This window comes from Niastella soli (genome assembly GCF_017742245.1).
Lineage (GTDB): Bacteria > Bacteroidota > Bacteroidia > Chitinophagales > Chitinophagaceae > Niastella > Niastella soli.
In genome coordinates this window covers 259109-284422 of the sequence record NZ_JAGHKO010000004.1, presented here as the reverse complement: position 1 = coordinate 284422, position 25314 = coordinate 259109, and the positions used below count along the sequence as shown (strand labels likewise).

The 25314-nt window shown below is 44.6% G+C and carries 21 protein-coding genes; 10 read left to right on the top strand and 11 right to left on the bottom strand.

The annotated features are described in order from the left end of the window. Positions 1–226: 226 nt before the first annotated feature. Positions 227–547, top strand: a complete 321-nt coding sequence (locus J7I42_RS15990) for a hypothetical protein (RefSeq protein ID WP_209139836.1) — start codon at positions 227–229, stop codon at positions 545–547. A gap of 635 nt (positions 548–1182) precedes the next feature. On the opposite strand, the gene J7I42_RS15985 is transcribed toward J7I42_RS15990, so the two are convergent. Continuing rightward, a complete protein-coding gene (locus J7I42_RS15985) occupies positions 1183–1764 on the bottom strand; it encodes a nitroreductase family protein (protein WP_209139835.1) in 582 nt (193 codons plus the stop codon). Positions 1765–1800: 36 nt separating this feature from the next. On the opposite strand from J7I42_RS15985, the gene J7I42_RS15980 reads away from it, so the two are divergent. Beyond that, positions 1801–3120 (top strand): pepsin/retropepsin-like aspartic protease family protein, encoded by a 1320-nt coding sequence (locus J7I42_RS15980; RefSeq protein WP_209139834.1) that lies wholly within the window; start codon positions 1801–1803, stop codon positions 3118–3120. 65 nt (positions 3121–3185) lie between these two features. On the opposite strand, the gene J7I42_RS15975 is transcribed toward J7I42_RS15980, so the two are convergent. Further along, positions 3186–5717: an outer membrane beta-barrel protein gene (locus tag J7I42_RS15975; protein WP_209139833.1), complete on the bottom strand. Its 2532-nt coding sequence runs from the start codon at positions 5715–5717 to the stop codon at positions 3186–3188. Positions 5718–6224: 507 nt separating this feature from the next. Continuing rightward, positions 6225–8054 carry an ABC transporter ATP-binding protein gene (locus J7I42_RS15970; RefSeq protein ID WP_209139832.1) on the bottom strand — a complete coding sequence of 610 codons (1830 nt, stop codon included), beginning with the start codon at positions 8052–8054 and terminating at the stop codon, positions 6225–6227. Positions 8055–8452: 398 nt separating this feature from the next. On the opposite strand from J7I42_RS15970, the gene J7I42_RS15965 reads away from it, so the two are divergent. After that, a complete protein-coding gene (locus J7I42_RS15965; RefSeq protein WP_209139831.1) occupies positions 8453–8659 on the top strand; it encodes a hypothetical protein in 207 nt (68 codons plus the stop codon). A 53-nt stretch (positions 8660–8712) separates the two neighbouring features. Here the strand turns inward: J7I42_RS15965 and glk are convergent, their stop codons facing one another. After that, positions 8713–9753 (bottom strand): glucokinase, encoded by a 1041-nt coding sequence (gene glk, locus J7I42_RS15960; RefSeq protein WP_209139830.1) that lies wholly within the window; start codon positions 9751–9753, stop codon positions 8713–8715. A gap of 113 nt (positions 9754–9866) precedes the next feature. Between glk and J7I42_RS15955 the strand changes: the two genes are divergently transcribed. Then, on the top strand, positions 9867–11099 hold the full coding sequence (locus tag J7I42_RS15955) for a serine hydrolase domain-containing protein (RefSeq protein ID WP_209139829.1): 1233 nt from the start codon (positions 9867–9869) through the stop codon (positions 11097–11099). Between the two features lie 702 nt (positions 11100–11801). Here the strand turns inward: J7I42_RS15955 and J7I42_RS15950 are convergent. Then, a complete protein-coding gene (locus tag J7I42_RS15950) occupies positions 11802–12707 on the bottom strand; it encodes an SAM hydrolase/SAM-dependent halogenase family protein (RefSeq protein WP_209139828.1) in 906 nt (301 codons plus the stop codon). Between the two features lie 34 nt (positions 12708–12741). Between J7I42_RS15950 and J7I42_RS15945 the strand changes: the two genes are divergently transcribed. Next, positions 12742–13251, top strand: coding sequence for a hypothetical protein (locus tag J7I42_RS15945; RefSeq protein WP_209139827.1), 510 nt, complete (start codon positions 12742–12744; stop codon positions 13249–13251). Positions 13252–13497: 246 nt separating this feature from the next. Here the strand turns inward: J7I42_RS15945 and J7I42_RS15940 are convergent, their stop codons facing one another. Continuing rightward, a complete protein-coding gene (locus J7I42_RS15940) occupies positions 13498–14214 on the bottom strand; it encodes a YqjF family protein (protein WP_209139826.1) in 717 nt (238 codons plus the stop codon). A 307-nt stretch (positions 14215–14521) separates the two neighbouring features. Next, positions 14522–14920, bottom strand: coding sequence for a VOC family protein (locus J7I42_RS15935; RefSeq protein WP_209139825.1), 399 nt, complete (start codon positions 14918–14920; stop codon positions 14522–14524). Positions 14921–15074: 154 nt separating this feature from the next. Here J7I42_RS15935 and J7I42_RS15930 point away from each other — a divergent pair, with 154 nt between their 5' ends. Continuing rightward, entirely contained in the window at positions 15075–18020 is a 2946-nt protein-coding gene (locus J7I42_RS15930; RefSeq protein WP_209139824.1) for a glycoside hydrolase family 2 protein, read from the top strand. Between the two features lie 5 nt (positions 18021–18025). On the opposite strand, the gene J7I42_RS15925 is transcribed toward J7I42_RS15930, so the two are convergent. From J7I42_RS15925 to J7I42_RS15915, 3 genes are all read right to left on the bottom strand, one after another. After that, positions 18026–18433, bottom strand: coding sequence for a hypothetical protein (locus tag J7I42_RS15925; protein ID WP_209139823.1), 408 nt, complete (start codon positions 18431–18433; stop codon positions 18026–18028). A 144-nt stretch (positions 18434–18577) separates the two neighbouring features. Beyond that, a complete protein-coding gene (locus J7I42_RS15920; protein WP_209139822.1) occupies positions 18578–19966 on the bottom strand; it encodes a Gfo/Idh/MocA family protein in 1389 nt (462 codons plus the stop codon). 93 nt (positions 19967–20059) lie between these two features. Next, complete coding sequence (locus J7I42_RS15915; RefSeq protein ID WP_209139821.1) at positions 20060–20752, bottom strand: sulfite oxidase-like oxidoreductase; 693 nt, start codon at positions 20750–20752, stop codon at positions 20060–20062. Between the two features lie 228 nt (positions 20753–20980). On the opposite strand from J7I42_RS15915, the gene J7I42_RS15910 reads away from it, so the two are divergent. From J7I42_RS15910 to J7I42_RS15900, 3 genes are all read left to right on the top strand, one after another. Further along, positions 20981–21853: a hypothetical protein gene (locus J7I42_RS15910; RefSeq protein WP_209139820.1), complete on the top strand. Its 873-nt coding sequence runs from the start codon at positions 20981–20983 to the stop codon at positions 21851–21853. Positions 21854–21952: 99 nt separating this feature from the next. Then, on the top strand, positions 21953–22576 hold the full coding sequence (locus tag J7I42_RS15905; protein ID WP_209139819.1) for a hypothetical protein: 624 nt from the start codon (positions 21953–21955) through the stop codon (positions 22574–22576). Between the two features lie 59 nt (positions 22577–22635). Beyond that, positions 22636–23940, top strand: a complete 1305-nt coding sequence (locus tag J7I42_RS15900; protein WP_209139818.1) for a radical SAM protein — start codon at positions 22636–22638, stop codon at positions 23938–23940. Positions 23941–24042: 102 nt separating this feature from the next. On the opposite strand, the gene J7I42_RS15895 is transcribed toward J7I42_RS15900, so the two are convergent. Then, complete coding sequence (locus J7I42_RS15895) at positions 24043–24453, bottom strand: hypothetical protein (RefSeq protein ID WP_209139817.1); 411 nt, start codon at positions 24451–24453, stop codon at positions 24043–24045. Positions 24454–24734: 281 nt separating this feature from the next. Between J7I42_RS15895 and J7I42_RS15890 the strand changes: the two genes are divergently transcribed. Next, positions 24735–25262, top strand: coding sequence for a DinB family protein (locus J7I42_RS15890; protein ID WP_209139816.1), 528 nt, complete (start codon positions 24735–24737; stop codon positions 25260–25262). The last annotated feature ends 52 nt before the right edge of the window (positions 25263–25314 follow it).

Genomic DNA, 25314 nt, shown 5'->3' with positions numbered 1-25314 from the left:
CCATCCATTTATTGGGTTCTTGAATGTCTCAGACCTATAAAGCTTAACCATTTCCTTATTTTATTGCCGCAAATCGCATACCTCGATAGGAGCCTTATAACTGCCTCAGCCCGTCGCTTGCAAAAACAGTTTATATGTGATAGTTTTACACGTACTCGATCCATAATCAAATACTTACGAAACAAGCCAGTCGCTGGAAATTAGAAATCCAATAACAACTTAATGTATGCATTTATTCAAGGGAAACATTCTGTTCTATCTTTCTTTTAATGTTATGGGATATGTATTCCTGTTTATCAGCATCATGGGGACACCTGGAACGCTTGATGAGGAAAAACGTGGTACCAAATTGTTGGTAAAAGGGCTGGGTATTCTGCTGCCAGCCGCCTGGAAGGGTATACCGATTTTACTATTTGCTTCCGTTGTTGCTTTTTATTTTCAATTTCTTCTTGTTGGCAAATTATGCTCGATTACAAGCCTGTCGCTGGGGCTAGGGGTCTTATTAGGGATGATCGGAATATATATAACGCAATCCATAAAGGAATAGCAGGCCTGTTTTCTTCAATAACCTATTTAACATAATGTTAATTATGGTTAGATATATATATAAGCTTTAAAGAGGGGGCTTTGCTGGTTTACAGACTATAGAATCATTCCTTGCTCCAGCCAGCAGTCGGTATTCTTGAAATGAACAGAATACATGAAAATGACTCGCGTCCAATTGGCCGAAATCAATTTAAGAACTTAAAAACATTGGCACTGAAGGCTGTCAACTTTGAACAGTGAATCTTTAACCTGGAATTCTGAATCCTGGATCCCAGAACTAAATGACTGATCCTGATCATGGAAAACCGTTTTTAGACCACTTTTAGCCCATATTGGGGAAAATACTTATACTAAACTAGATACTTTATTCGTTTCAATAACCTATCCAATACATTCTGTAAAATTGATTTGTATGCTTGGTTTAATCTCCCTGATCTTAATTCTGTTTATTCCTGTCATTTTCATCTGGTTGGGTCATCGCAGCAGCAAAACCTTCAAAGATTTTCATTGATCACTGACCGCCATCCACCGTATTACGGGCAAAATCCTGTCCAAAAAGCCCCCAAAAAGAAAAAACTTCGAACCGCGACTGGTTCTGCCGCCGTTCAAAGTCCTCTCCTGCCAAAATATTAGCTTTTAACTTACCCAGGTAACTTTTTCCTGCACCGGTTTTCGTTTACCCGAAACAGATGGAACTTTAACATAGCCCAGGTAAAAGAAACCCATCAATACATCATCCGGGCCCAAATTAAACAACGGTTTTGCTTCTTCAATAAAAGTGATCCCACCGGTGCTCCAGTAACCGCCAATATTTTCATACGCTGAAATAGTCAGGTAAATGTTCTGTACCGCACACGCTACGGCGGCAACTTCTTCCATTTCGGGTAGCTGATCCGTATGGCGTTTACAACCAATGGCGATCACATGCGAGCATTGCTGTGGCATTACCTGCATTTGCTCGTATTTATTTTGCTTGAATTTTGGGCCGGCATATTCTTTATAGACCCTTGCCTGTTGTTCGGCCAGTTTTTGTAATCCGCTACCAGTAAAAACGGTAAACCGCCAGGGTTCGGTAAACTTATGATTGGGCGCCCAGTTAGCGTTTTCAAGAGCTTGCCAAATGATCTCATCCGGAATAACTTTTCCTGGTTCAAATTGTTGTGTAAACACACTTCTGCGTGCTCGTATCAGTTCATTGATCAGTTCATTTTTTTTCATAACGGAACAAAGATAAGGTAGCTTAATTTTGACACCATGCGGATAATTTTATTCTTTATTTGTTTCTTCACAGGATTTGTCTTGCATGCTACCGATACCAATCGGCTGGATAGTTTGTTGGTACGCAGGCATTTTTTTGAGTTGCAACGCGAATTGCAAAGTGATGCCTATCGTCAGTTGCCTGTATACAGAAGGCTTTATTACCAGGCCTTTTTACATAACTTTTTTCACGATCTTACCACCTCCAATATTGAGATCGCCCAGTTACTGGGGGGCTACAAAAAGCAGCTTACCATATACGAGATCGGCAATTTGCTGATGAAAAAAGTGGACAATCATGTAAAGCTTCACCAATACCGCGACGCTCATCTTACTACCCAGCTTTTATTACGCAAGTACCGGAGTGCGCTGTCGCCCGGCGAACGCGATGATGTTCGCAATTCTGATATTATCTGGAAGGGTTTACAGGATGTGCCTCCGCAAACAACCACCGTTTCCCGCGACACCCAAATCGCGTACCGGCGCGATCTGGCGGGGTTGATCACTGTTCCGGTAAACTTTATAGACAGTACCTTTTATTTTGTTTTCGATACTGGTGCCAATCTTTCTGTAATAACGGAATCCTATGCCCGTAAAGCTTATCTGCGTAAATTGAACGTTCGGTTTAAAGTAAGGGCCATTACCGGTTTGCATGTTACTGCCAGCCTGGGCATTGCCGATGAATTAAAGCTGGGTGACATAGTTGTAAAAAATGTGGTATTTATGATCTTTCCCGACAGCGCTCTTTCTTTTGCCCGTGGGTTATATACTATTAAAGGCATTCTCGGGTTCCCTATAATTGAACAATTGCAGGAGATACGCATTGATAAATATAACCTGACTGTACCGAAGGTGGCTGTTGATCGCCAAATCCGCAATTTTGGAGTGGATGAATTGTTACCGGTGATCTCGGTTGGCTATAATACGGATACGCTGGCATTTACATTCGATACCGGCGCCCAGTTCACCTTTTTGAATGAACCATTTTACCATGACTATAAAACCCTCATCGATACAGCTGGTACCTCCTTTGAAATGCAGATCGGCGGCGCTGGTGGCGTTGCCAAATCAAAAGCCTACCGCCTGTCACAAGTGCCTATCACCGTTGCCGGACAAAGCGCCTTGTTGAAAGACGTGGCTGTGAAAACAACCAGCTCTACCCCAAAAGATAAGTTATACTATGGCAATTTAGGCCAGGACATTATGAACCAGTTTAAGGAGATGGTAATAAACTTCAAGTATATGTATGTGGATTTTGTGAAAGAGAAAGCAAATATACCCCCGGAGAGGAACACGTTACAGGGCACAAGTTTCTAGTTTCAGGGGATACAAATTATGTATAGCCTTGCAACCATGAACTTGAAACCTGTAACGTTTTTTTACTAATCCCGGTCTTCATTGTCGTCCCGATTACCACCTTTTTCCCGTTTAAATAACTGGAAGTCGGCTTTACCAAATTTATAGGTGATCGTGGCACGGAAGCTGCGTACATCCCAGCGGCGGTATGAATCCTGATAAAAATTTTCCGTATCGCTGATAGCTCCGCGTTTCCTGCTGTTGAATACGTCGTTAATGTTAAACGTGAACGTGGCTTTATTTTTCAGGAACTCCTTGCGCAAACCCAGATCAACGCCATACATTTCCTTGCGTTTACCTTGTGGCACTACTTCTGGTGATTCATAACCACCGGTGCCCTGGAAGCTCCATTTATTCCAGAGCGCTGATTTAGATGCAACCCGGTAATTGATGATCAGTTTGGCTTCCCAGTTAAACCCTTCATTGCTCAGGTCAACATTGTTTACATTCGATATTACCTTTTTGTATTGCAGGTCAACGGAAGGCGTAACATCCAGTTGTGTGCCGAGCCTTTGTTGCAGGGTCAGTTCAGAGCCCCAGCGGTTCTGGTATTGCGCATTTACGAACGTATTTAAAATGGCGCTGGGATCAATGGCGGCATTATTCAATTGCTGGTATTGAGCAGCCGTGATGGTGTCGCTGTAGCGGGTGATGTCTCCCTGGGTATTGCGGAAATAAATTACGCCCAGGAAACTGCCTGAGTGATATGTTTTATTATAGTTGAACTCAAATGAGTTGGTGAACTCAGGCCGCAGTGCCGGATTACCCTGGCGAATATTCAAGGGGTCGTTGATATCAACAAACGGGTTCATCTGCCAGAAATCGGGCCGACGAATACGGCGGCTGTAATTCAACTGTAGTTCCTGCCCTTCCCCGATCGATTTGCTCAGGTACAGGCTTGGGAACAGCGCATCGAATAAATTCTTTATCTGGTTGGGATACTGATAGCCAAATTTCTTGGCGCTGTCAACCAGTTCGCCATCAAATTTTGAATGCTCGGCACGCAAACCAGCCTGATAACCGATACCCAGCAATTTGCCGGTATAGGTTATATAGGCGGCGTTCACCATTTCGCGGTACTTATAATTATTGCTAAGTGGCAGTTTGGTCTCAATGGCATTATTTACACTAAAGGCATTGAACGTACTGGTGTAATCATTTATATAAGAGCGGATCCCTGTTTCCAGTTTATTATCGTCGCCCATCGGATCGACATAATCAAGCTGGAAGGTAACCTGGTTGTTATTACCTGAGCCATTGTTGTGAACGCGACTATCGGGTGAATACATAGACCCGTTGGCGAATGAATAGGTATTTAGAATATTGGTATTGTCAACACTGTTGCCGTGGTTGAAATTAACATCTGCGCTTATTGATTTACCGGCTTCAACAAAATTGTGTTTGAAGATGAGCTGGGTGCTGCTGCGTTCATTGGTGGAATAGCCATCTGAGGTGCGCAATCCAAAATGATCGGGGGTTTGATTCACATCCAGGTATTCCTGGTTTTGATTTTCGACATTGGAGAACCGGCCGCCACCAAAATTTTGCGTTAAGGTAAACGTATTGCGGTTGTCCATAAAATAATCCATGCCAAACCGGACAGAAGCGAACTGGCGGGTGCGGTTGGTATAGGCGAATTGATTGAAATAGTTCTCTATAACACCGTTGTTCTTGTTCTGGCGGTACGTTTCAGATTTAGGTTTTCCACCGGAATGGTTGAAGTTTCCATTCACAAAGAAATTGAATTTGCCCTGGCGTAAATTAAGCGCCAGGTTGCCATTATAAATATCGGGTGAACCGGCGCCGGCAGATACCAGTCCGTTCAGACCAAGCTTCTTATTTTTTTTCAGCACCACATTGATGATACCGCCGGTGCTGGCTGCATCAAATTTGGCAGATGGGTTGGTAATGAGTTCAACCCGCTCGATATTGTCGGCCGGGATCTGGTCTAAAGTAAGTATAGTAGGGCGGCCATCTACAAAGATCTGCGGCGAGTTGTTACGCAGTAACACGTTTCCATCTACATCAACGGTTACTGAAGGAATATTGCGCATTACATCGATGCCGGTACCTCCTGCGGATGACAGGTTCTTTTCAACATCAAATGTTTTGCGATCGATTCCCATTTGCAGGGCTGGTTTCTGGGCTACCACAGTTACAGACCCCAGGTATTGCGACTCGGCGGTTAATTTGATGTTGCCCAGATCTTTTTCAGCAATGGCTCCTTTGCCCGATTTATCGAAGGTGATGATCAATTCCTGTTTAGCATATCCTATAGCTGTGGCCTCCAGTCTGAAGGTATCGGCAGTGGCTAAATTGCTGATATCGAAGTCCCCATTGGGTTTGGTGAGCATCCCTCCTGCCAGTATGTCGCTGTTTTTTTGAAAAAGTTGTACGGAAGCAGCCTCTATGCCTTTATTATTTTTGGCATCTACAATTCTGCCGAACAGTTTACCGCCGCTTATTGCTGCGGGCTTATTCCGGGTGGTTTTTTCAGTTTGGGCACAAACGGATATGGTGATAATTGTTGCTAAAAACAGTGCTAATACAGATTTCATTACGCAGTTTATAATTGTTTTTTGTACACCGGAATCGCTAATTCGATTTATGGGACTGGGCATTAGACGTAAAAAAATATAAACTGGTGGGCAGGGATAGAAAATATTAATATTGATTTAATGACTCAGATTGAGGGCAATAGGCAATGGGTAATAGCAATCAATGTCGTTTAACTAATGCTTATTTTAAGGAATCCCTCCCGGGAGGGGAAGGGGGTGGGTTTATGTGCCCGGGCAATAGGCAATAGGCAATCAAGTCGTTTAACCAATGCTTATTGTAAGGAATCCCCTCCCGGGAGGGGGAAGGGGTGGGTTTATGTACTCGGGCAGTAGGCAATGGGCAATCAAGTCGTTTAACCAATGCTTATTGTAAGGAATCCCCTCCCGGGAGGGGGAAGGGGTGGGTTTATGTACTCGGGTAATGGGCAATGCTCACAAATTCGCCTTTGGCTCGGAAAGCTAAATAACCCAGGAACTAACAAAATAATAAACTCAAGAACTAAATAACTATTCCGAAGTAAACTCCAGTTGAAGTTTGGTCAAACTCTTATACAACCCATCCTCCTGGGCCAGTAATTGCTGGTGAGTGCCGCTTTCTACTACATGGCCCTGGTCGAGCACTACGATCTTATCGGCATTTCGAATGGTTGATAACCGGTGCGCAATTACAAAGGAGGTACGGTTTTTCATCAGATTATCCAATGCCTCCTGTACTATTGATTCGGAAGCTGAATCCAGCGAGCTGGTTGCTTCATCGAGCACCAGAATAACCGGATCTTTTAAAATGGCTCGTGCAATGGCAATACGCTGCCGTTGTCCGCCCGATAATTTTATACCCCGCTCCCCTACTATTGTTTCATATCCTTCGGGAAAGCTGGTGATGAAATCATGCGCATTGGCTTTTCGGGCTGCGTCTTCAATTTCAGCCTGCGTGGCGCCCGGTTTACCATAAGTAATATTTTCTTTTATAGTGCCTCCAAATAACATTACATCCTGTGGCACCAATGCCATTTGCTTACGAAGCTGGGAGAGCGGTATCGAATCGGCCGGTTTGCCATCAAAAAGCAGCTGGCCTTCATCGGGTTGATAAAAACGCAACAGCAAGGCGGCAATGGTTGATTTACCGGCACCACTAGGCCCCACGATGGCAATTTGCTCACCCGGTGCAGCGGTAATGCTTACATCTTTTAATATATGCACTTCCTTTCGTGAAGGATAGCTAAATGCAACGTGATGGAAAGTAACAGCACCCTGTAATTTGTTCTTCTCCTCCACTGGTTCGTCAACAATAGTTACCGGTTCTGTTTCATCTTTCAAAATTTCCCGAACGCGTTGGGTGGCGCCCAATGTTTTTTGTAACTGACTGTACAGGTCGGCAAAGCCTGCCATACTGCCGCCAACAAAAGCAGTGTATACAACAAAGGCTGTTAATCCACCAAAGGTAATGGTGCCATGTTGCACCAGGGTAGTTCCATACCATACTACCAAAATGATAGTTCCAAAGATGCTCATTAATATAAATGATACAAACAAACCCCTGAAACGACCATTATTGATGGCCATTTTTACTGCATCCTGTAAGCTGCGGGTATACCTGCCTATTTCATACCATTCATTAGTAAACGATTTTACGTTGCTGATGCCTTGCAGTGTTTCCTGCACAATAGTATTGCTATCAGCCAACTGGTCCTGGGTATTGCGCGACAATTTGCGGATCCTTTTCCCAAATAGTACTCCCACCACTACAATGACCGGTAATACAGATAACATAAGTCCAGCCAGTTTAGGCGACAGTACAAATATTAAAACCATTCCTATGATCAGGGTTAACAGCCCTCGCAAAATTTCTGCCAGCATTCCAGTTACCGCATCCTGTATTTGTGACAGGTCGGCGCTGATGCGGCTCGATAACTCCCCTACCCTTCGTTGCGCAAAGAAATTCATTGGCATCATGATCATTTTTCGGTAAACTTCTTTTCGCATATCCGCCAGCGCATGCTCGCCTGCATATGTAAAAAGGTAAACCCGCATAAATGAAAAGATCATCTGTAAGCTTAGAATGCCTAACATCCAAAAGGCAATGGTGCCTGGTGATACGGCATCTTTCCCCAGGCTAAGGGAGTGCGCACTATCAATTAGTTTCTTTAAGAAGAAAGGAAAGGCCATGGTGGTACCACTGGAAAGGGCAATAAAAAGCAAGCCGGATACAAATGTCCAGCGATAAGGTTTAAGATAGCTGAAAATTAATATTGCTTCTTTCAGATTTTCTTTTGTCAGTTTTGCTTTAGGCATATCCGGTTTACGAACACCGTTATCCTGTCTGTTTCCACGAGCCATATAAAGCGGTTAACATTTTAATGTTTACAAATCAATGTTGCAAATAATACTACCTGATTATTTTTATTTGTCTGTATTATTCTTTATGTAATTCCTTTTTACGGGTATCAGGGTATTTTCAAGTGATAGACGAATGAGTTCGATGAATATTGTATGCCAAAATATATCGTGCCGATTATCAGTAATTAATACAGATTGATTGAAGTAGTTCTAATAAATTATTAATAAATAACAGGCAGATTTTTACAGGGTGTATATTTTTTTGGCATGATTCTTATTACTCTAATGATATCCAAACGATTTAGAAGCTTACAAGCCGATTGCTTAACCTGATTTTGTAGACCACCGCCCCCATAAAGTAGTTATTTACATTTTTATTATACTAAAAACTCAAAGTTATGAAAAGAAGCTTTTTAGCGGCAGGCATTGGTCTTTGCATTTTCGCGTTTACTATGGTAGTATCAAATCAACCAGTGAAGGCAGAAGTACAATATAATGGAAATTATATTGAGCAGGATACTACACCAAAGAAAAAGAAAGATACAACTAAGAGAAGAGATACGATGAACGTAAACATGTCTCCTACCTCAACATCACAAAAGTAAACTGTTAAGCGAACAGTCCCGTATATGCGGGGCTGTTCGCTTATGTTTTATAGTTACATGCAGTAAGCGCCATACCAGGCTGCGCCAATTAAGCCGGCTTTGTCATTCTTAATGATCCTTATTGGCACATTCTCCAATAAATGTTGCATCCGGTCACAATCCATGTAATGTTCCATGAATTGTTTTTGCATTAACAGCGGCGCAATTTTTGGTGGTATACCGCCACCCAGGAACAACCCGCCGGTAGCTTTCATCTTCAACACCAGATTCGATGATTCACGGGCCAGATAACGTACGAACAGTTCCATTGTTTCCACGCAAATAGCTGCTTTCTTTTCTATTGCGGCCCCGCTTATAATGGCAGAATCGGGTGATTCTTTTGCCAACTCCTCTTTTAACCAGTCTGGTTCTTCCAACTTTTTTACATCCCGCAAAAAGCGATAGATGTCTACAATTGCCGGTCCGGCCACCACTTTCTCCCAACTTACGATGCCGTATTCATTTTGCAGATATTTCAATAAAGCAATGTCAATATCGGTACGCGGCGAGAAATCAGCATGACCGCCTTCTGTGGGAAATGGAAAATGGTTTTTACCATTCCAGAATAAACCAGCCTGGCCCAAGCCCGTTCCGGGTGCAATAACAGCCATATTGCCGGTGTTGTTTCCATTGCCAGGATGCAGCACAATGAAATCTTCTTCCGTTAAACCTGCCAGGCCATAAGCCATAGACTCCAGGTCGTTCAGCAGGAATACCGCTTCCACTTCCATCTGTTTTTTTATATCTTCTATATCTATGTCCCAGTTCAGGTTGGTGAGGTCCACTTTACCATTTAATACGGGCCCGGCAACACCCAGGCAGATCCTGTCGGGTTTGGGGCATTTCTTTTCTGATAAAAATTGCTGCATGATCGCAACACTCGATGCATATTCAGCGGAAGGGTATCTACCGGTTTCCAATACCTTCAATCCTGAATCGGTGGCCTGGTAATACGCCAGGTTGGTTTTTGTGCCGCCAATATCGCCAGCCAGTACGGTAACGCCTTTTTCGCCCAGACCCGAACGCTGCGGGATATGCAAATTTTTAATTGACATAGTATAGTGCTGTTTTAACTTGGTTAATTCCTTCCTTATTTGCAATAATAAGTTGTAAAACTAAGGAACTTACCAACTAACTTAGAACATAAAACTCACTTATAACCAGAACTATGAAATATCTGTTACTGATTTTTACAATTGGAGTTTTACCGGCTGCTGCCCAGCAAAAAAGGCCGGTTATTTATTATCCGCAACCGGGTAGCTGGGAACATCGCAGCGCCGCTGCCGTTGGACTGGATTCTGCTTTATTGCAGGATGCCATTGTCTATGCCCAGGCGCATGAATCCAAAGAATCGCGTGATCTGAAAAAAGCGCACTATCAAAGTGCATTTGGTCGCGAGCCATTTGGTTATCCCGTTGGCCCCCTGAAAGAACGCGGACCTGCCACCGGATTAATAATAAAGGGCGGGTACATTGTTGCCGAATGGGGCGAGCCGGGCCGGGTTGATCAGACTTTTAGCGTGGCCAAAAGTTTTCTGTCGTCCGTGGCCGGACTGGCTTTTGACGCCGGGTTGATCACCAGTGTGGAGGATAAGGTTTACTCTTATATGGCGCCCATTATTCCTTATGAACCGAATCGCCTGGCTGCCGATAGATCAGATGCCTTATCGCACAAAGATGTAATTGAGCTTTTTGATACGGAGCATAATCGCACCATTGCCTGGGACCATTTGCTGCGACAGACCAGCGACTGGGAAGGTACTTTATGGGGGAAGCCCGATTGGGCAGACCGGCCTGCACCGCAATCAGATGAATGGCTGACCCGCAAGCGAAATGCACCCGGCACCAGTTACAAATACAACGATACCCGGGTAAATGTGCTGGCTCTGGCATTGTTGAATCTTTGGCGGCAGCCGCTTCCCGTTGTATTAAAGGATAAGATCATGGACCCCATTGGCGCCTCCCGTACCTGGCGCTGGACTGGCTATGAAAATTCCTGGGTTATTATTGACGGGCAGCTGATGCAATCGGTAAGTGGTGGATCGCATTGGGGCGGTGGTTTGTTCATCAATGCCTATGATCAGGCCCGGTTTGGTTACCTCACCTTACGGAACGGTAAATGGAAGGATAAACAAATTATTTCGGAAGGCTGGCTCAAAATGGCCCACACGCCAACTTCGGTTCAGCCCACTTACGGCTTCATGAATTTTTACCTGAATACAGACCGGAAATTGTACCCCAGTGCTCCGGCTGCTGCGTTTGCCCATATCGGCGCCGGTTCCAACATCGTGTATGTGGACCCCGAAAATGACCTCATCATTGTTGCCCGCTGGATTGAAGGGAATGCCATGAATGGGATGATTGAACGGGTGCTGAAGGCGATGGTACTGTCTGAATACTGACACCTATACCGCAGATGTCCAAAATATCCAGTGCCAAACAGGGACATTACTTGGACCTGACAGGGATAAGGTCCCTGTTAGGACCTTGTGAGGTCCTTGTTAGGTCCCTGTCAGGTCATTGATAATCCCGATCAAATCGCGAAGAAAATCTTAGATCAGCGCCACGAGGTCGGGCACCTGGAATTTGCATAACTCATTGCCCGGCCAACATCGGTGTATCTATGGCCCGGCTGATCTACGGCCGGGCCATATGGTGTCTAAGCCCGAATCGTCGCTGTTGTATGACTGGCCCATAGGGTAATCAGGGGAATAAGGTGACTTTGGTTTGGCTGATCTATAGTGTTGCTATGGCCCGGGTGTCGCGATCCCAACTACAATGATGGTATTACATGGGAGACGGCCGGTATTTTTGAATTAAAAATTACTAGTAATCAATTTATTTTGACTATTTTCTTCAATTAAATTAGAACTTGGTTGACCTGCTTTTGGCATTGTATTCAAAAAGACCGCCGTGATCGCTGCCATTTTTAAGCTACTTTGAATAAATGGCTTGTATTTTAATGCGAGTTGAATTTTATAAAGCTATAATAATCAGAATTGATTTGATGCTTTCTGGTTCCTTTCTCCCTGTATAAAATTCCCTTCTGTCTTGCTTGCCCTAGTTGTCTGGTTATCCACCAATTAGGCCGTATTGTGTAAAAATTAATTTGGTTTTTTCCTTTTGACTACAATATTCCACTCCGCTCCGCTGTTTATATGGAAAGAATCGGCCATGTTTCCCATATTAATGGCCAGAGAAAAGTTCATTAGGCTGTTCATATAGGCCAACGTTTTTCCCGCCGGCACGTCTCCGAACGTGTGTACAAATTCAACATCCTGACTAAAGACCGGGGTGCCATTTCTATTGATATTTACCTCTACTTTTTCTTTAGGTTCCACGTGTAACACTTTGAAAATCGAGTCGTTAATGTTAGTCCAGATGTTCCCATATTGCACGTCAAGGATGGGTATGTTACCCAGTATAGAATCGCCTTGATTCACAGCTTTTTGGTAAGGAATGGTCACCACCGCCGGGGGTAACTCCCGACCCACCTGTTCAAATTTGATCACTCCGGCCGCCAACCTCGCTCCGGTGTATGCATATACATCCCGGCCATGAAAGGTGTAGGACGCCTGGGAGTTTTTCCTTCTATTTAATTCCTCATTGATTTCGCGCACTGATTCAATGCCAAGGGATTGGGCTATTAATGTGAGGGTGCCATTATCCGGCGTAACGAAATAATGCCCGGTCTTGGTTTTCAGCACTACCGATTTACGGTCAGTTCCAACGCCCGGATCAACCACCGAAACAAAAACCGTCCCGGTTGGCCAGTAAGGGGCCGTTTGCTGCAACCGGTAGGCGCCTTCCCAAATATTGAAGGCCGGGATTTCATGGGTAAGGTCGTATAACTTCAGATCCGGATCAACACCGGTGGCCACTCCTTTCATGGCTGCCACGGCTCCATCCTTCAGTCCATAATCGGTTTGAAAAACCACCACACCTTTTTGGTGGTTACAGGCGGTCACTATACAGATTGTAAAAACGATTAATACCTGGGTCTTTTTCATTTGATAATTTTAAAATGGCTATTTTCAAATTTATATGGATTTATTAAAAGCAATTGAAAAGGAGCATTCTAAAACTCAATGTTTACGAATTGTAAAATATGTGGGGGGCGATAAAGATCGGTTTGCAGACCTGATGCAACAATTTTTAAAAGGGGAATACCGGGTAACTCAACGGGCCGGCTGGCCACTGAGTATTTGTGTGGAGAAGCACCCTGAACTGATAACTCCTTATTTTAAGCAGATCCTTCCGCTGCTGAAAAAGCCAGACGCACATATTGCGGTGGTCAGAAATGTAGTGCGGCTGCTTCAATACGTAACCATCCCCAAGCGCTTTCATGGTCAGGTTATGAACGACTGTTTCGAGTTCGTAGCCGACAACGATACCGCCCCGGCCATCAAAGCATTTTCGCTGACCATTCTGGAAAACCTGTCGGCCGAATACCCCGACATAAAAGCTGAACTAAAGTTGATCATCGAAGAACGGTGGCCCTATGAAACGGCAGCTTTTCATTCCAGGGCGAAGAAGATCTTAAAAAAGTTATAAGTTGAAAGGTTAGTGCTCAACGTTTTAAGTGATTATCTTTCTGTTCCAGGATTAGATTATTGAGTTCGTTCGTTATTTAGTTTGTTCGTTTTTTAGTAGGGGGACGCCGCCAGATGGAGCAGATCAACTGGTAAACTCTAACCTATTTATATTTAGAAAACAATCACCTGTTCTGATTTCCTCTGTCACCCCTATCACCCCTATCAACCCGAATTCCTGGTCAACTGATCAACTTGACTTTACCCCTCAAACCACCCGTTTACTATACACATTGATCTCCGATCCCTCGGCCAGGAATACAGAAACGGGCGCCTGTTCTTTCAATACTGAAAACGAGGGGCCGTATAGTTTACCAAAATCGCAATCGATGTTATATTGTTTTACCGGGAAAACATCCCAGCTGGGATGGGATACCTGGTATTCACCGGTCATGTGTTCATTCAGCGTGGAATAGCCCCAGAAATGTTCGGTAATAAATTCTTCTTCACTGCCGGCCTGCAGCGGAAATTTTTTCAACCCCGTTTTTACTTCTAACTTATTCCAGTGGTTATTAAATTTCCATTGGTAACCTATGTGTTGTTCCTCAGCAGTCAATTCCATAAAGGTTTTCATGGGCAGCGTAACATACCGCTCCTTAAACAGCGAGTTGGCAACAAAGGTGATCGCGGGTTTGGGAACGATCTCTTTAACAAACACCACGCCTCGTTTATATTGGTCGTTTTCTTTATACCGAACGTAAAAGCGCAGGTTCACTTCGGGGAAACTGGTATGAAAGGGTACGGGGATGCGCATCACCCGGGTATCATGAAAAAGAAATCCAACCAGACTTACATAGGTGCGGCCGTTCCAGGTGTCCAATTCGGTTTTGGCGGGCAGGAAGGGTTTCAGGATGTGGGGATCAACTACATAATTGGCCATAATAAGTCGGAGCCATTGTGCGCTAAGGAATTTCCTTTGTTTCATAGTAATGCAAAGGTAAGAGAAAGGCAGACGGCAGACGGGACCTTCGCTACGCTCAGGTCTGCTAACAGGCAATGGGGAATAGCAATGGGCAATAGGTAATTTCCAACTAATAGCCTGACTCGCTTCAGGCAGACGGCAAACGGCAAACGGCAGACGGGACCTTCGCTACGCATACCTCGCGACTGTATTCGTTATTCTGGTTATCAAGACTCGCTAGGTGGATCGCCAACATTATTGCCATTGCCTACTTAAACCCACCCCTTCCCCTCCCGGGAGGGGATTCCTTTTAACAAGCATTAACTTAACACTATTGCCCATTGCCTTTTTCTGGGGGTGGATTTTGATACAATCCAATAACATTTCCGGCGGGGTCGCGAAAACGGGCGGTGATCTCGGGGGCATCTTCGCCAACCGGTTGTACAATAGTGCCGCCATTGGCAATCACTTTGGCAATGGTATCTTCTATGTCGTCAACCATAACATATACCAGCAATCCGGGTGTAGTGGCTGGAGCGCGACCTTTTACCCAGGCGCCGCTTACTTCACCTACTCCATCATCAAATGAAGTGGCGCCATCGCCGCGTTTACGGATGTTCCAACCAAATACTGCCTGGTAAAATGCGGAAGAGCTTTCAATATCTTCAGCGGCCATTTCAATATAACAGATCTTGCCATTGCCGTAGGTGGGTTGTTTTTCTGTTGACATAGTTTAAATGGTTTTATTCCGTGGTTAACTCTCTTGTAATTTACCAAAAACTAAGCTTGTTTGGCGCAACAGTAAGCTATTTCAGCGCAGGACTCAACAGGATAGTTGCCATAAGTTCGGCTTCTATATTTGGGCACGTATTACAATGCGCCATATGATAAAAAAAAATGTTATTGCTTTCCTGCTGACATTCGTCTGCCTGTACGCACAAGCCCAACGTACCAAATATAACTTCAATAGCAGCTGGAAAGTTTTTGTAGGCGATAACCCTGATGCTCAACATACTTCGTTTAATGATGCCGGCTGGAAACCGGTCACCCTGCCCTATGCCTGGAATGAAGACGAGGCTTTTAAAAAGGACATAAAAGACCTCAGTACCGGCATTGCCTGGTATCGCAAGCATTTTAAAGTACCTGCTACTGCAAAAGGACAAAAAGTATTCCTGGAGTTTGAAGGCATCAGACAGGCGGGGGAGTTTTATTTAAATGGAAAATACATTGGCCTGCATGAGAATGGCATCACTGCTTTTGGTTTCGATATTTCAGACCAGGTACATGTGGGTGATTCTGAAAACGTGCTGGCCGTTCGCATCGATAACAGCTGGGATTATAAAGAAAAAGCCACCAACACTAAATTTCAATGGGAGGATAAGAATTTCAACGCCAACTATGGCGGTATTAACAAGAATGTATACCTGCACATTACCGGTAAAGTATATCAAACCCTGCCCTTGTACTCAACCCTGGGCACAACCGGTGTTTATATCTATGCCGATCAGTTTAATATAAAAGACGGATCGGCCAGCATTCATGCCGAATCACAAATAAAGAATGAGACCGATAAACCGCAAACCGTCGAATATGAAGTGAGCTTTAACACCAGCAAAAAGGCAATAACTTTTTCAGGTGTTGCTACCACCCTGGCACCCGGTGCTACGGCCATTATAAAGGCTGATTCGGTAGTGCACGACCTGGGCTTCTGGAGCTGGGGGTATGGCTCTTTATATATGATCTATACTAAATTAAAGGTGAATGGCAAGCTGGTAGATGCGGTACGCACCACCACCGGTTTTCGTAAAACGGAATTCAAAGATGGAATGATCTACCTGAACGACCGTGTGATCATGGTGCATGGCTATGCCCAGCGCACCAGTAATGAATGGCCGGCCATTGGAGTAAGTGTTCCGGCCTGGTTAAGTGATTACAGCAATGGGTTAATGGTGCAGGGCAACGCCAACCTGGTGCGTTGGATGCACATTACCCCCTGGAAACAGGATGTGGAAAGCTGTGACCGGGTTGGGTTGATGCAAGCCATGCCGGCGGGCGATGCCGAGCATGATGTTACCGGAGTAAGATGGGAGCAACGCAAAGCCGTTATGCGCGATGCCATTATTTATAACAGGAACAGCCCCAGTATCATTTTTTATGAATCGGGCAATGAGTCTATCAGTGAAGAACACATGCGGGAAATGAAAGCCATTCGTGATCAGTATGACCCACAAGGAGGCCGGGCCATCGGTTCCCGAGAAATGCTCGACAGTAAAGTGGCTGAATACGGTGGTGAAATGTTGTACACCAACAAAAGCGCGCACATTCCCATGTGGGCCATGGAATTTTCACGCGATGAAGGATCGCGCAAATATTGGGATAACTATACCCCGCCCTATCACAAAGATGGCGACGGGCCTTTGTATAATGGACAAAATGCGGCCGTATATAACCGCAATATGGAATCGCATGCAGTGGAAAATGTAAAGCGGTGGTTTGAATTCTGGAACGAACGTCCGGGCACCGGCAAACGCGTGAGCGCAGGCGGCGTGAACATTGTGTTTTCAGAATCCAACACACATCACCGCGGTGCAGAGAATTACCGGCGCAGCGGTGAGGTGGATGCCTTGCGTATTGAAAAAGAAAACTTCTATGCCAACCAGGTAATGTGGGACGGATGGGTAAACCCCGAAAAATACAGGGCGCGGATTATTGGCCACTGGAATTATGAACCGGGGGTGAAAAAAGATATTTATGTAGTGTCATCAGCTGATAAAGTGGAGCTAAAAGTAAATCGCAAATCGTTGGGGTTTGGACAAAAAAGCGATGGTTTCCTGTTCACATTTAAAGATGTGGAGTGGCAGCCGGGAACCATTTCAGCCATTGGGTATGATAGCAAAGGTATAGAAGTGTGCCAGGCCAACCATTCTACCATACGGCCACCGGCAGCACTTCGGTTACGCCATGTATGGAGACACAGCCCGGTGATGGCGGATGGTCATGATCTGGCCCTTATAGAAATAGAAGTGGTTGATATGTACGGACAGCGCTGTCCCACCGCATTAAACATGGTCAATTTTACCTTGGAAGGACCGGCTGAATGGCGGGGCGGTATGGCCATAGGCCCCGATAATTACATCCTGGCTAAAAGCTTACCCGTTGAAAATGGCGTGAACCGGATATTGGTCCGTTCTACCACTACGCCCGGTTTGATCACCCTGAAAGCTACTGCCGACGGATTAAGATCTGCCATAGATACATTCACTACAATGCCCTTTGAAGAAAAAGATGGATTGTCGCGCCGGCTGCCAGACCAGGGGGTATTTCCCAGACAGGATAGAGGCGCAACGCCCGCAACGCCTTCCTATTATGTAACACGCACACCCATTGCCATTGTAAAAGCTACGGCCGGCGCCCATGCCGACAGCGCTTTTGCCAGTTATGATGATAATGAATTAAGTGACTGGGTAAATGATGGCAAACTGGAAACCGCCTGGATTGAATATGAACTGGAGCGGCCGGCCACCGTAAGCGAAGTAACCCTGAAGCTGAATAATTTCCGAAGCCGGGCGTATCCATTAGTAATCACGGTCGATGGCAAGGAAGTGTTTAAGGGTGCTACCAAACCTACCCTGGGTTATTATACCATTGCCTGCAAACCCGAAAAAGGAAAAAAAGTAAGGATCCACCTGGCTACGCTTTCAAAAGATGAAGGCGGTAATATAATGGTGGAAGTGAATGGTAAGAAGTTGGATGATGGCGTTGCCCGCGACGATTCGAAAGCCAAAGGAACGCTGAGCATTATAGAAGCCGAGGTGTATGAAAAGCCCTGAGTGTTCTAATGCATTTTGATGGTATAGGCGAATTTGTCTTTTACCTTATAAAAAATGACCCTGCCACCATAGGTGTTTAATTCGCTTTTACCTGTTTCTTCATAACTGGTATTGTCAGTAATATGATCTTCAAAATAAAAGGTCATGGTGTTGGAGTCTTTTATTTTAAAGTCGGTCCAGGTATATTTGAATCCATTAAATACGTCTTGGTATTTTTTTCCTTTGGCCATCATTTCTTCTTTTGAATTAGGCCAGCGGCCTTCTTCCAGCCGGAAGTCAACTATTCGTTCACATATAAAGATGGATGGTTGCTCACGTCTTTTCTGGCTTTTGAAACGGGGCGTATACATAAAATAATCGCAGGAAGCAAGCATGGTCAGGGAAGCGAGCGCTACCAGGTAGATCTGTTTCATGAAGATCGGTGTTATAAGTAGGAAGTAAGGAGTAAGAAGTAGGAAGTAGGAAGATCCTTAATGGCGGGAGTGTCGACAATTATCGGGTGTCCTGCCATTTGGGTTTTTCATACTTCTTACTTCATGCCTCTTACCTCGTTCAAGCTACATTTTGATATCCATCACCTTATTGGTCTTCCGGCTTTCTTCGGCCATAAAACACATAATGTGACTTTCTATAGATTCATCGATGGTTGACGTGAGTAGTTTGGGATTTTGTTGTGCTACGGCCTGTACAAAATCAGCCGCCAGGTTCCAGTCGCCACCACCATGGCCGCTGTTTTTATAATCAGCAACATCTTCTGCTTTGGGGACCAGTTTGGTTTGTTTGCCGGTTTTAAAATCGGTGATCACCAGTTCTTCCATATCACCCACCATATCGCCCATTGAGCCCATTACCCGCGTGCGGCGGCCTGCATAAGAGGTAAAGGCTTCCATGGAAAAGCTGGCGGTGATGTTATCGCCAAACCGGATGTTGGTAATATAATGATCGGGCTGGTCATTGTCCATTTTGTAAACACAACGGCCATAATTGGTAGTTTTTAAATACTCCATGATGGCTTCGGGTTGTTTGGTTTTATCTTCGGGCAGATCAAATACGTATAACCGCTGACGATTGTCGTGGTAAATTTTGATAGCTGAATACGGACATTCGCGTTCAATAGCGCAGCCATCGGTACAACGGGCGGTGCTGCCCTGTGGGGCATTCTCTTTTCTAAACCATTTCAAATCACCCATGGCAGAGATCTGCTTTGCGGGTTTATTGAGCATCCATTTTAAGATATCCAGGTCATGGCAGCTTTTGGCCAGAATGATAGGGGTTGTTTGTTTTGAATTATGCCAGTTACCGCGCACATAAGAGTGCGACATGTGAATGTGTTCAATAGGTTCAAAGTGTTGAATGCTGATGATCTCGCCTATTGTTCCATTCTGAAGCAATTCCTTCATTTTTACAAAATAAGGCGCATAGCGTAACACATGGCAAACAGCCACAATACGGCCGGTTTTTTTGGCCATCGCCAGAATATTCCGGCATTCTTTTTCTGTGGGCGCAATGGGTTTCTCCAACAAGATGTCGTAGCCCATTTCCAACGCTTTCATACAGGGTTCATAATGCAGGTTATCGGGCATGGAAATAATGACGGCATCTGCAAATTTGGGCCGTTCAAACACCCGTTCCCAGGTATTGAACCGGTTCTTGTCTTCGATCTGGTGTTTTTTTGCATACCGTTCGTTGCGGATAGGAATGGGTTCTGCCACACCTATAATGTCTAATTGATTAGGGTATTTTTCTGCAAATCCACCATATACATTACCACGGCTGCCAGCGCCCAGCGTAATGGCGGTAACAGGTTTATCAAGGGGTTTGTGCAATGGGTTGCGTGGAATTTCGTATTCAATGGCATCTGTGGTAAGACGCGCCATGGTATTTGATCCTAATACTGTAGCGCCAACACTTAAACTGAGCTGTTTTAAGACACTTCTTCTGTTCATATGGTATAGTATGTGTATGTTCTATTGTGAATCCGCCTATGCCAAGGCTCCGGCAACTTCCTTCCCTTCCAGGTCAACTGGTTAACTGATCAACTAGCTGTACCTATCATTCCGCCAGGGATAGGCTGTATTAGAATACCCGCGTTCTTCCCAAAAGCCCAGTACGTTTTCTGACAGGAATTCAATGCGGTTTATCCATTTGGAACCCTTCCAGGCATATAACTGTGGGGTGATCATACGAACGGGACCGCCATGTTCTTTGGGCAGTGGTTGTCCTTCGTAGGTATGTACTAAAAGCACGTCTGGTTTTAATGCTTCTTCCAGTGCCACATTGGTGGTGTATTCATCGTACCCGTAACATAAAATATGGGTAGCCGTTTCTTTGGGTTGAACCAGGGCCGCAAGATCCAGCAAACGAACGCCTTTCCAACTCATATTTAATTTGCTCCAGGTGGTAACGCAATGAAAATCGGAGGTATCATCGGTTTGTGGCAGGGCCATAAAATCATCCCAGGTCAAGGTAACCGGGTGCTCCACTTCTCCATCCACAACCAGCCGCCATTCCGCCAATGGAATATCAGGCTGAATGCCCAGGTCAAGTACGGGCCACTTGCGGGTTTCTGTTTGTCCAACCGGGATCTCAGGCATCCCATGCCGGTTTTGTTTACCGGTGCCCATCGGCCGGGCATCGGCAACGGAAGGCGTTTGTTTTATTTTTTCCTCGAACCGGTTCTTCAATTTCATCCGGGCTTCTACAATGCGGTTGAGTTTATCTGAGTGTTCCATGTTGATGAAATTACCAAATATGATTGGGTGTAACAAAAAACAAACTCCGTTCCGGATGCAAACGATTGCAGGCGCCCGCCTGCACACTTATAGGCAAAATCTGCACGGTTATCTCGCAAAAAGTCACGTGAATTAAAAAATAGGTAAATGCTATGATGTTTGTGTAGTTTCGCTTTAACTAAACTATACCATCACCCTAAAATGAAAGCAACTGCTTTGTCTTAGCTCATGAAGAAGATCTATTTATTATTTTGCTTGTTTGGCAGCGTTCAGTCATTTTCACAAACCGGTATTTTTTTACAGGAACCACAGCTCTCGATCAACCAGGGCTCCCAGGCCATACAGGACCCTACTGCCTATGGGGGAACTGCGATCCAGCGTTTGCAAGGAACACCCAATATTCCCAATACCACCATGTGGTATGGCCCTTACATCCCTTTTAAGGCGGGCGATTATATCCTCCAGTTCAGAATGAAAGTGTCTGCTAACACGAATACTAATCCCATAGTTAACATAGATGCAAATAGCAATACCGGCGGCGGCGTTTTTGCTTCCTTTTTGGTTACCCCCGCCATGTTCAGCAAGCCTAATGTATGGCAGGTATTCACGCTGACGATGCATGTTCCACAGGATGTTTCGGATATGGAAATTAGAGGAATGGATTTTAATAACCAGTTGCAAACTGATCTGTATGTTGATTATGTAAATATTCTTACCCAAAATGTTATAACCACTAACTTATCGGGCAATGTAGCCATTGGCGTTCCCAATTCCGATACAAAAGGTTACAAACTGGGCGTAAATGGTGATGCCATCTTCAACAGGGTCGTTGTCAAACAATACCCCAATTGGGCCGACTATGTTTTCGAAGAAAATTACCCACTGCGTTCTTTACATGACCTGGAGCAGTACATTCAGCAAAATGGTCACCTGCCTGAGGTGCCCTCGGCCAAACAGGTTGAGAAAACCGGGTTGGAAGTAGGCGAAAACCAGGTTTTATTATTGAAAAAGATCGAAGAGCTGACATTATATATTATTAACCAAAATAAACGGTTAGAGGCCTGCGAAATGGAATTGAAAGAACTGAAGAAAGGTAAATAATAATAGAATTTTTGATATAAATATGAAACTGTCTCCCGTCGGGGGCAGTTTTTTTATGGAATCTTTTCGTTCACGCATCTAAGTAAAAAATAACTGCGTATGAACTCCCTAGCCTTACCCGTTGTTCATCCAGCATTTCAAAAATTGAAACGTGCTGGTCGATTTTTGCATCTTGCTGCCGGTGGTTTAATTCTTGTACATGCGCTGTCACATTTGAATCAGCCGCATAGCAGTCCGCTTTACCTGGGCTGTTTGGTGTTTATGGCGGTTGACATTTTTATTCTGGCCATGGCCGGGAAGAACATTGCCGCCGAACTGCCGCTGGTAAATTTATTCTTCCGCATCATAGAGATCATTTTTTTCCTGGGAATTGGCATTACCTCCTGTATCCATGGCGAATGGATCGTAGGGGCCGGTCATGCTTTAATGTGCGGGGCCTATGGATACCTTTTCTGGTGCGAAAAACGGATGCTCACCAATGAATATGTGGCCCTTCACCACTCCGGCATTACCATTCCGGCATTGCCCGAAAGCCGGTTTTTTATTTGGTCGAACATCAACCATATTGAGGCTCAATACGATTCTATCACAATTGCGGCTTCTGGCGATAAATCTTTTCATTTTGACCTCCGGAGAAATCTTCAATTCGAAGAACTCGATCAAATTCACGAATTTTGCAGGCATTATTTAAAACAAGGCTTAACACTGAACGGTAATAGCTGAATGCTTGTATAAGTATTTTTGTTTTCTGTTGATTGTTAAGTGTTTAGCGAAAAAAGGGAATGATGTCTGTATTGAAACAATCTCCGTATTTATTGTATTCTGACGGAAAAGGAAACATTTTTGAAGATACCAGTTTGTATACTACCGGAAGGGCTGGCTGGGATGCGTATGAGGTGCCAGTAGAAGACTGGATTGCCTTGCCTGATGGCGGTTCCCTGTATGAATTGCCTGGTCGCCGGGGTATTGGTATCGATGTAATAACCGGCGAAATGCGCCTGTGTGATAAAGGTTGGGCCGTGGCGGCTTTTATTCCACCTGCTCACACCGGTTTATTCCTGGCAGCTTATGAAACAGCGCCCGATGCGCCTACCCTGCCCCTGTTTTGTTATACTGCCGTAGGTTGGTATAATGAACAGTTTTTTGTGCCGGCAGTGCGTATTGAACAGGATATCAGGCAGGAATGTGCTGGTTTTGAACCCGATACCATCCAGGCAGGGGTGGAAAAATTCCTGAAAGCTTACCCCCATAACCGGCTTGTTAAACACCTTGCCGATAATTGTTGCCTGACGTATCATTGTCCGGCCGCCCGTAACTATTTTATGGGCCGCTGGGAGTGCCCTATCCCCTCTTCTCCGGCTTGTAATGCCAATTGTATTGGTTGTATTTCCTTTCAACCCCAGGAAGAGGAGATCGTATCTACCCAGGACCGCCTCACCTTTAAACCCACTGCTGAAGAAATTGTGGAGTTTACAGTGCCGCACCTGGAGTCGGCGCCCTACCCCATTGTTAGTTTTGGCCAGGGTTGCGAGGGAGAACCCCTGCTGATGTGGGAAACCATCAGGGAGAGCATTATCGAAATGCGCAAGCATACCAGCAAGGGCAGTATCAACATCAATACAAATGGGAGTAAACCCGAAGCGGTAAAGGCATTGTGTGAAGCAGGCCTGAATTCTATTCGGGTAAGCCTGAACTCGGCGCGTAAACATATTTACGAAGCGTATTACCGTCCTAATAATTACCAGTTTGAAGATATAGTTGAAAGTTTGAAAGTGATGCGCAGCTACAATGGCTGGGCCAGCATCAATTATTTTGTTTTCCCGGGCATGACAGACTGTGAAGAGGAATATGAAGCCTTGCGCAAACTGATCATCGATACCGGTTTGAACATGATCCAGTGGCGTAATTTCAATATCGACCCCGATTGGTACATGGGCAGGATCAGCGCTTATGAAACCGGCGATCTACTGGGTGTAAAACAATTGCAGGAGTTGATCCATGAGGAATTCCCACACGTAAAATTCGGGTATTTCAACCCGTCAATGGAGCGGATCAAGGGAAATTACGAGGTCGATTTTGCGCATTAAACGTAACATTATACGAAAATAATAAAGCCCTCCCGATGTATCGGGAGGGCTTTCATTATAAAACACTCTATGATGATTGACTGAACTGCGAACCAGATAATATTACTTGATCTTGCTGATCACAGTTTCTTCAACTGCTATTTGGTTTGAGTTGATGGTGTAAATTTCTGAAGTATTGGTCTTTTTAGAGGTGATCACCACGTTCAGGTTTACATCGCTGAATCCATCAGATTTCAACAGGAATTTCTTTGTTGAACCAGCAGCGCCTTTAAAAATATCTTTAAACAGTACATTACCGGTCTCGTCGCGGAATGTTACGGTATACTCGTCATCAATGTTGATCAGGTTCAACTCGAATACAGGTTGATTCTGAACATTTCCGATAAACTTCAATTGAGTAGCAGCTGGTTTTTCTTTTTCTCCACCATTAGCCAGGGCTGTTGTGGTAAATGCTACAGTTAAAGCAAGAACTACGATGGCTAATTTGCTAATATTCCTCAATTCCGTTTTCATATTTGTATGTTTTAAGGTTTGTTTTGTTTGATGATGCAAACATACAACGCGTTTTTGCCCGCCTAAAACCAACTAAAGGCCATTTATAGGATGGTTAAGCCCCGTATAAGATGTTAAAACCCGCTATGGGTAAGGCTTTTAAGAAAAATACACCATGATGCCCAAGGCTCAAAACAGGTATAAATGTTTTTTTGACCTTTATTGCCGATGCTTTAAAAACAACCGTTAGTTATTACCCACTCGGCAGGTTATCTTACATTTGCAGTCTAAACTTAACCAGTATGCAGTTTGACATTGAAAAAGCACTTCCTGTTTTGGAAAGAACACCACAAGTGATAGAAGCTATGTTGTACGGACTGGCAGATGAATGGATATATAGCAATGAAGGTGGTGATACCTGGACGCCTTTTGATATTGTAGCGCATTTAATACATGGCGAAAAAACGGATTGGATCCCTCGCACGCAGGTTATAATGGGCGAAGGAAGCAAGGAATTTGTTCCATTTGATATGGAGGGACATCATGCCGTGAAGAAAGGGAAAACATTGGGCCAGTTGCTCGATGAGTTTAAAGTATTACGAAAAGAGAACCTGGCGGTGCTAAAAACCATTGAAATCAATAATGAAACACTTGACCGAACTGGTATACATCCCATATTGGGCACCGTAACCTTACGGCATTTGCTGTCGGCCTGGGTGGTGCACGATCTTACGCACATCCATCAGCTAAGCCGGGTTATGGCTAAACAATATGAAGAAGCTGTTGGGCCCTGGACCAGGTTTATGGGAGTTTTGGGTGGGAAGAGATAGTTTTTAGTTCTTTAGTTCAGCGTTCCTCGCGACACGCACCGCGTGGAGCGTA

Bases quoted from the DNA above. Each gene is read 5' to 3' on its own strand.
- J7I42_RS15925 (WP_209139823.1), bottom strand. From the start codon at position 18,433: ATGAAACAGATCTACCTGGTAGCGCTCGCTTCCCTGACCATGCTTGCT.
- J7I42_RS15955 (WP_209139829.1), top strand. From the start codon at position 9,867: ATGAAATATCTGTTACTGATTTTTACAATTGGAGTTTTACCGGCTGCT.
- J7I42_RS15970 (WP_209139832.1), bottom strand. From the start codon at position 8,054: ATGGCTCGTGGAAACAGACAGGATAACGGTGTTCGTAAACCGGATATG.
- glk (WP_209139830.1), bottom strand. From the start codon at position 9,753: ATGTCAATTAAAAATTTGCATATCCCGCAGCGTTCGGGTCTGGGCGAA.
- J7I42_RS15975 (WP_209139833.1), bottom strand. From the start codon at position 5,717: ATGAAATCTGTATTAGCACTGTTTTTAGCAACAATTATCACCATATCC.
- J7I42_RS15900 (WP_209139818.1), top strand. From the start codon at position 22,636: ATGATGTCTGTATTGAAACAATCTCCGTATTTATTGTATTCTGACGGA.
- J7I42_RS15935 (WP_209139825.1), bottom strand. From the start codon at position 14,920: ATGTCAACAGAAAAACAACCCACCTACGGCAATGGCAAGATCTGTTAT.
- J7I42_RS15985 (WP_209139835.1), bottom strand. From the start codon at position 1,764: ATGAAAAAAAATGAACTGATCAATGAACTGATACGAGCACGCAGAAGT.
- J7I42_RS15890 (WP_209139816.1), top strand. From the start codon at position 24,735: ATGCAGTTTGACATTGAAAAAGCACTTCCTGTTTTGGAAAGAACACCA.
- J7I42_RS15920 (WP_209139822.1), bottom strand. From the start codon at position 19,966: ATGAACAGAAGAAGTGTCTTAAAACAGCTCAGTTTAAGTGTTGGCGCT.
- J7I42_RS15945 (WP_209139827.1), top strand. From the start codon at position 12,742: ATGGATTTATTAAAAGCAATTGAAAAGGAGCATTCTAAAACTCAATGT.
- J7I42_RS15905 (WP_209139819.1), top strand. From the start codon at position 21,953: ATGAACTCCCTAGCCTTACCCGTTGTTCATCCAGCATTTCAAAAATTG.
- J7I42_RS15895 (WP_209139817.1), bottom strand. From the start codon at position 24,453: ATGAAAACGGAATTGAGGAATATTAGCAAATTAGCCATCGTAGTTCTT.
- J7I42_RS15990 (WP_209139836.1), top strand. From the start codon at position 227: ATGCATTTATTCAAGGGAAACATTCTGTTCTATCTTTCTTTTAATGTT.
- J7I42_RS15950 (WP_209139828.1), bottom strand. From the start codon at position 12,707: ATGAAAAAGACCCAGGTATTAATCGTTTTTACAATCTGTATAGTGACC.
- J7I42_RS15965 (WP_209139831.1), top strand. From the start codon at position 8,453: ATGAAAAGAAGCTTTTTAGCGGCAGGCATTGGTCTTTGCATTTTCGCG.
- J7I42_RS15940 (WP_209139826.1), bottom strand. From the start codon at position 14,214: ATGAAACAAAGGAAATTCCTTAGCGCACAATGGCTCCGACTTATTATG.
- J7I42_RS15915 (WP_209139821.1), bottom strand. From the start codon at position 20,752: ATGGAACACTCAGATAAACTCAACCGCATTGTAGAAGCCCGGATGAAA.
- J7I42_RS15910 (WP_209139820.1), top strand. From the start codon at position 20,981: ATGAAGAAGATCTATTTATTATTTTGCTTGTTTGGCAGCGTTCAGTCA.
- J7I42_RS15980 (WP_209139834.1), top strand. From the start codon at position 1,801: ATGCGGATAATTTTATTCTTTATTTGTTTCTTCACAGGATTTGTCTTG.
- J7I42_RS15930 (WP_209139824.1), top strand. From the start codon at position 15,075: ATGATAAAAAAAAATGTTATTGCTTTCCTGCTGACATTCGTCTGCCTG.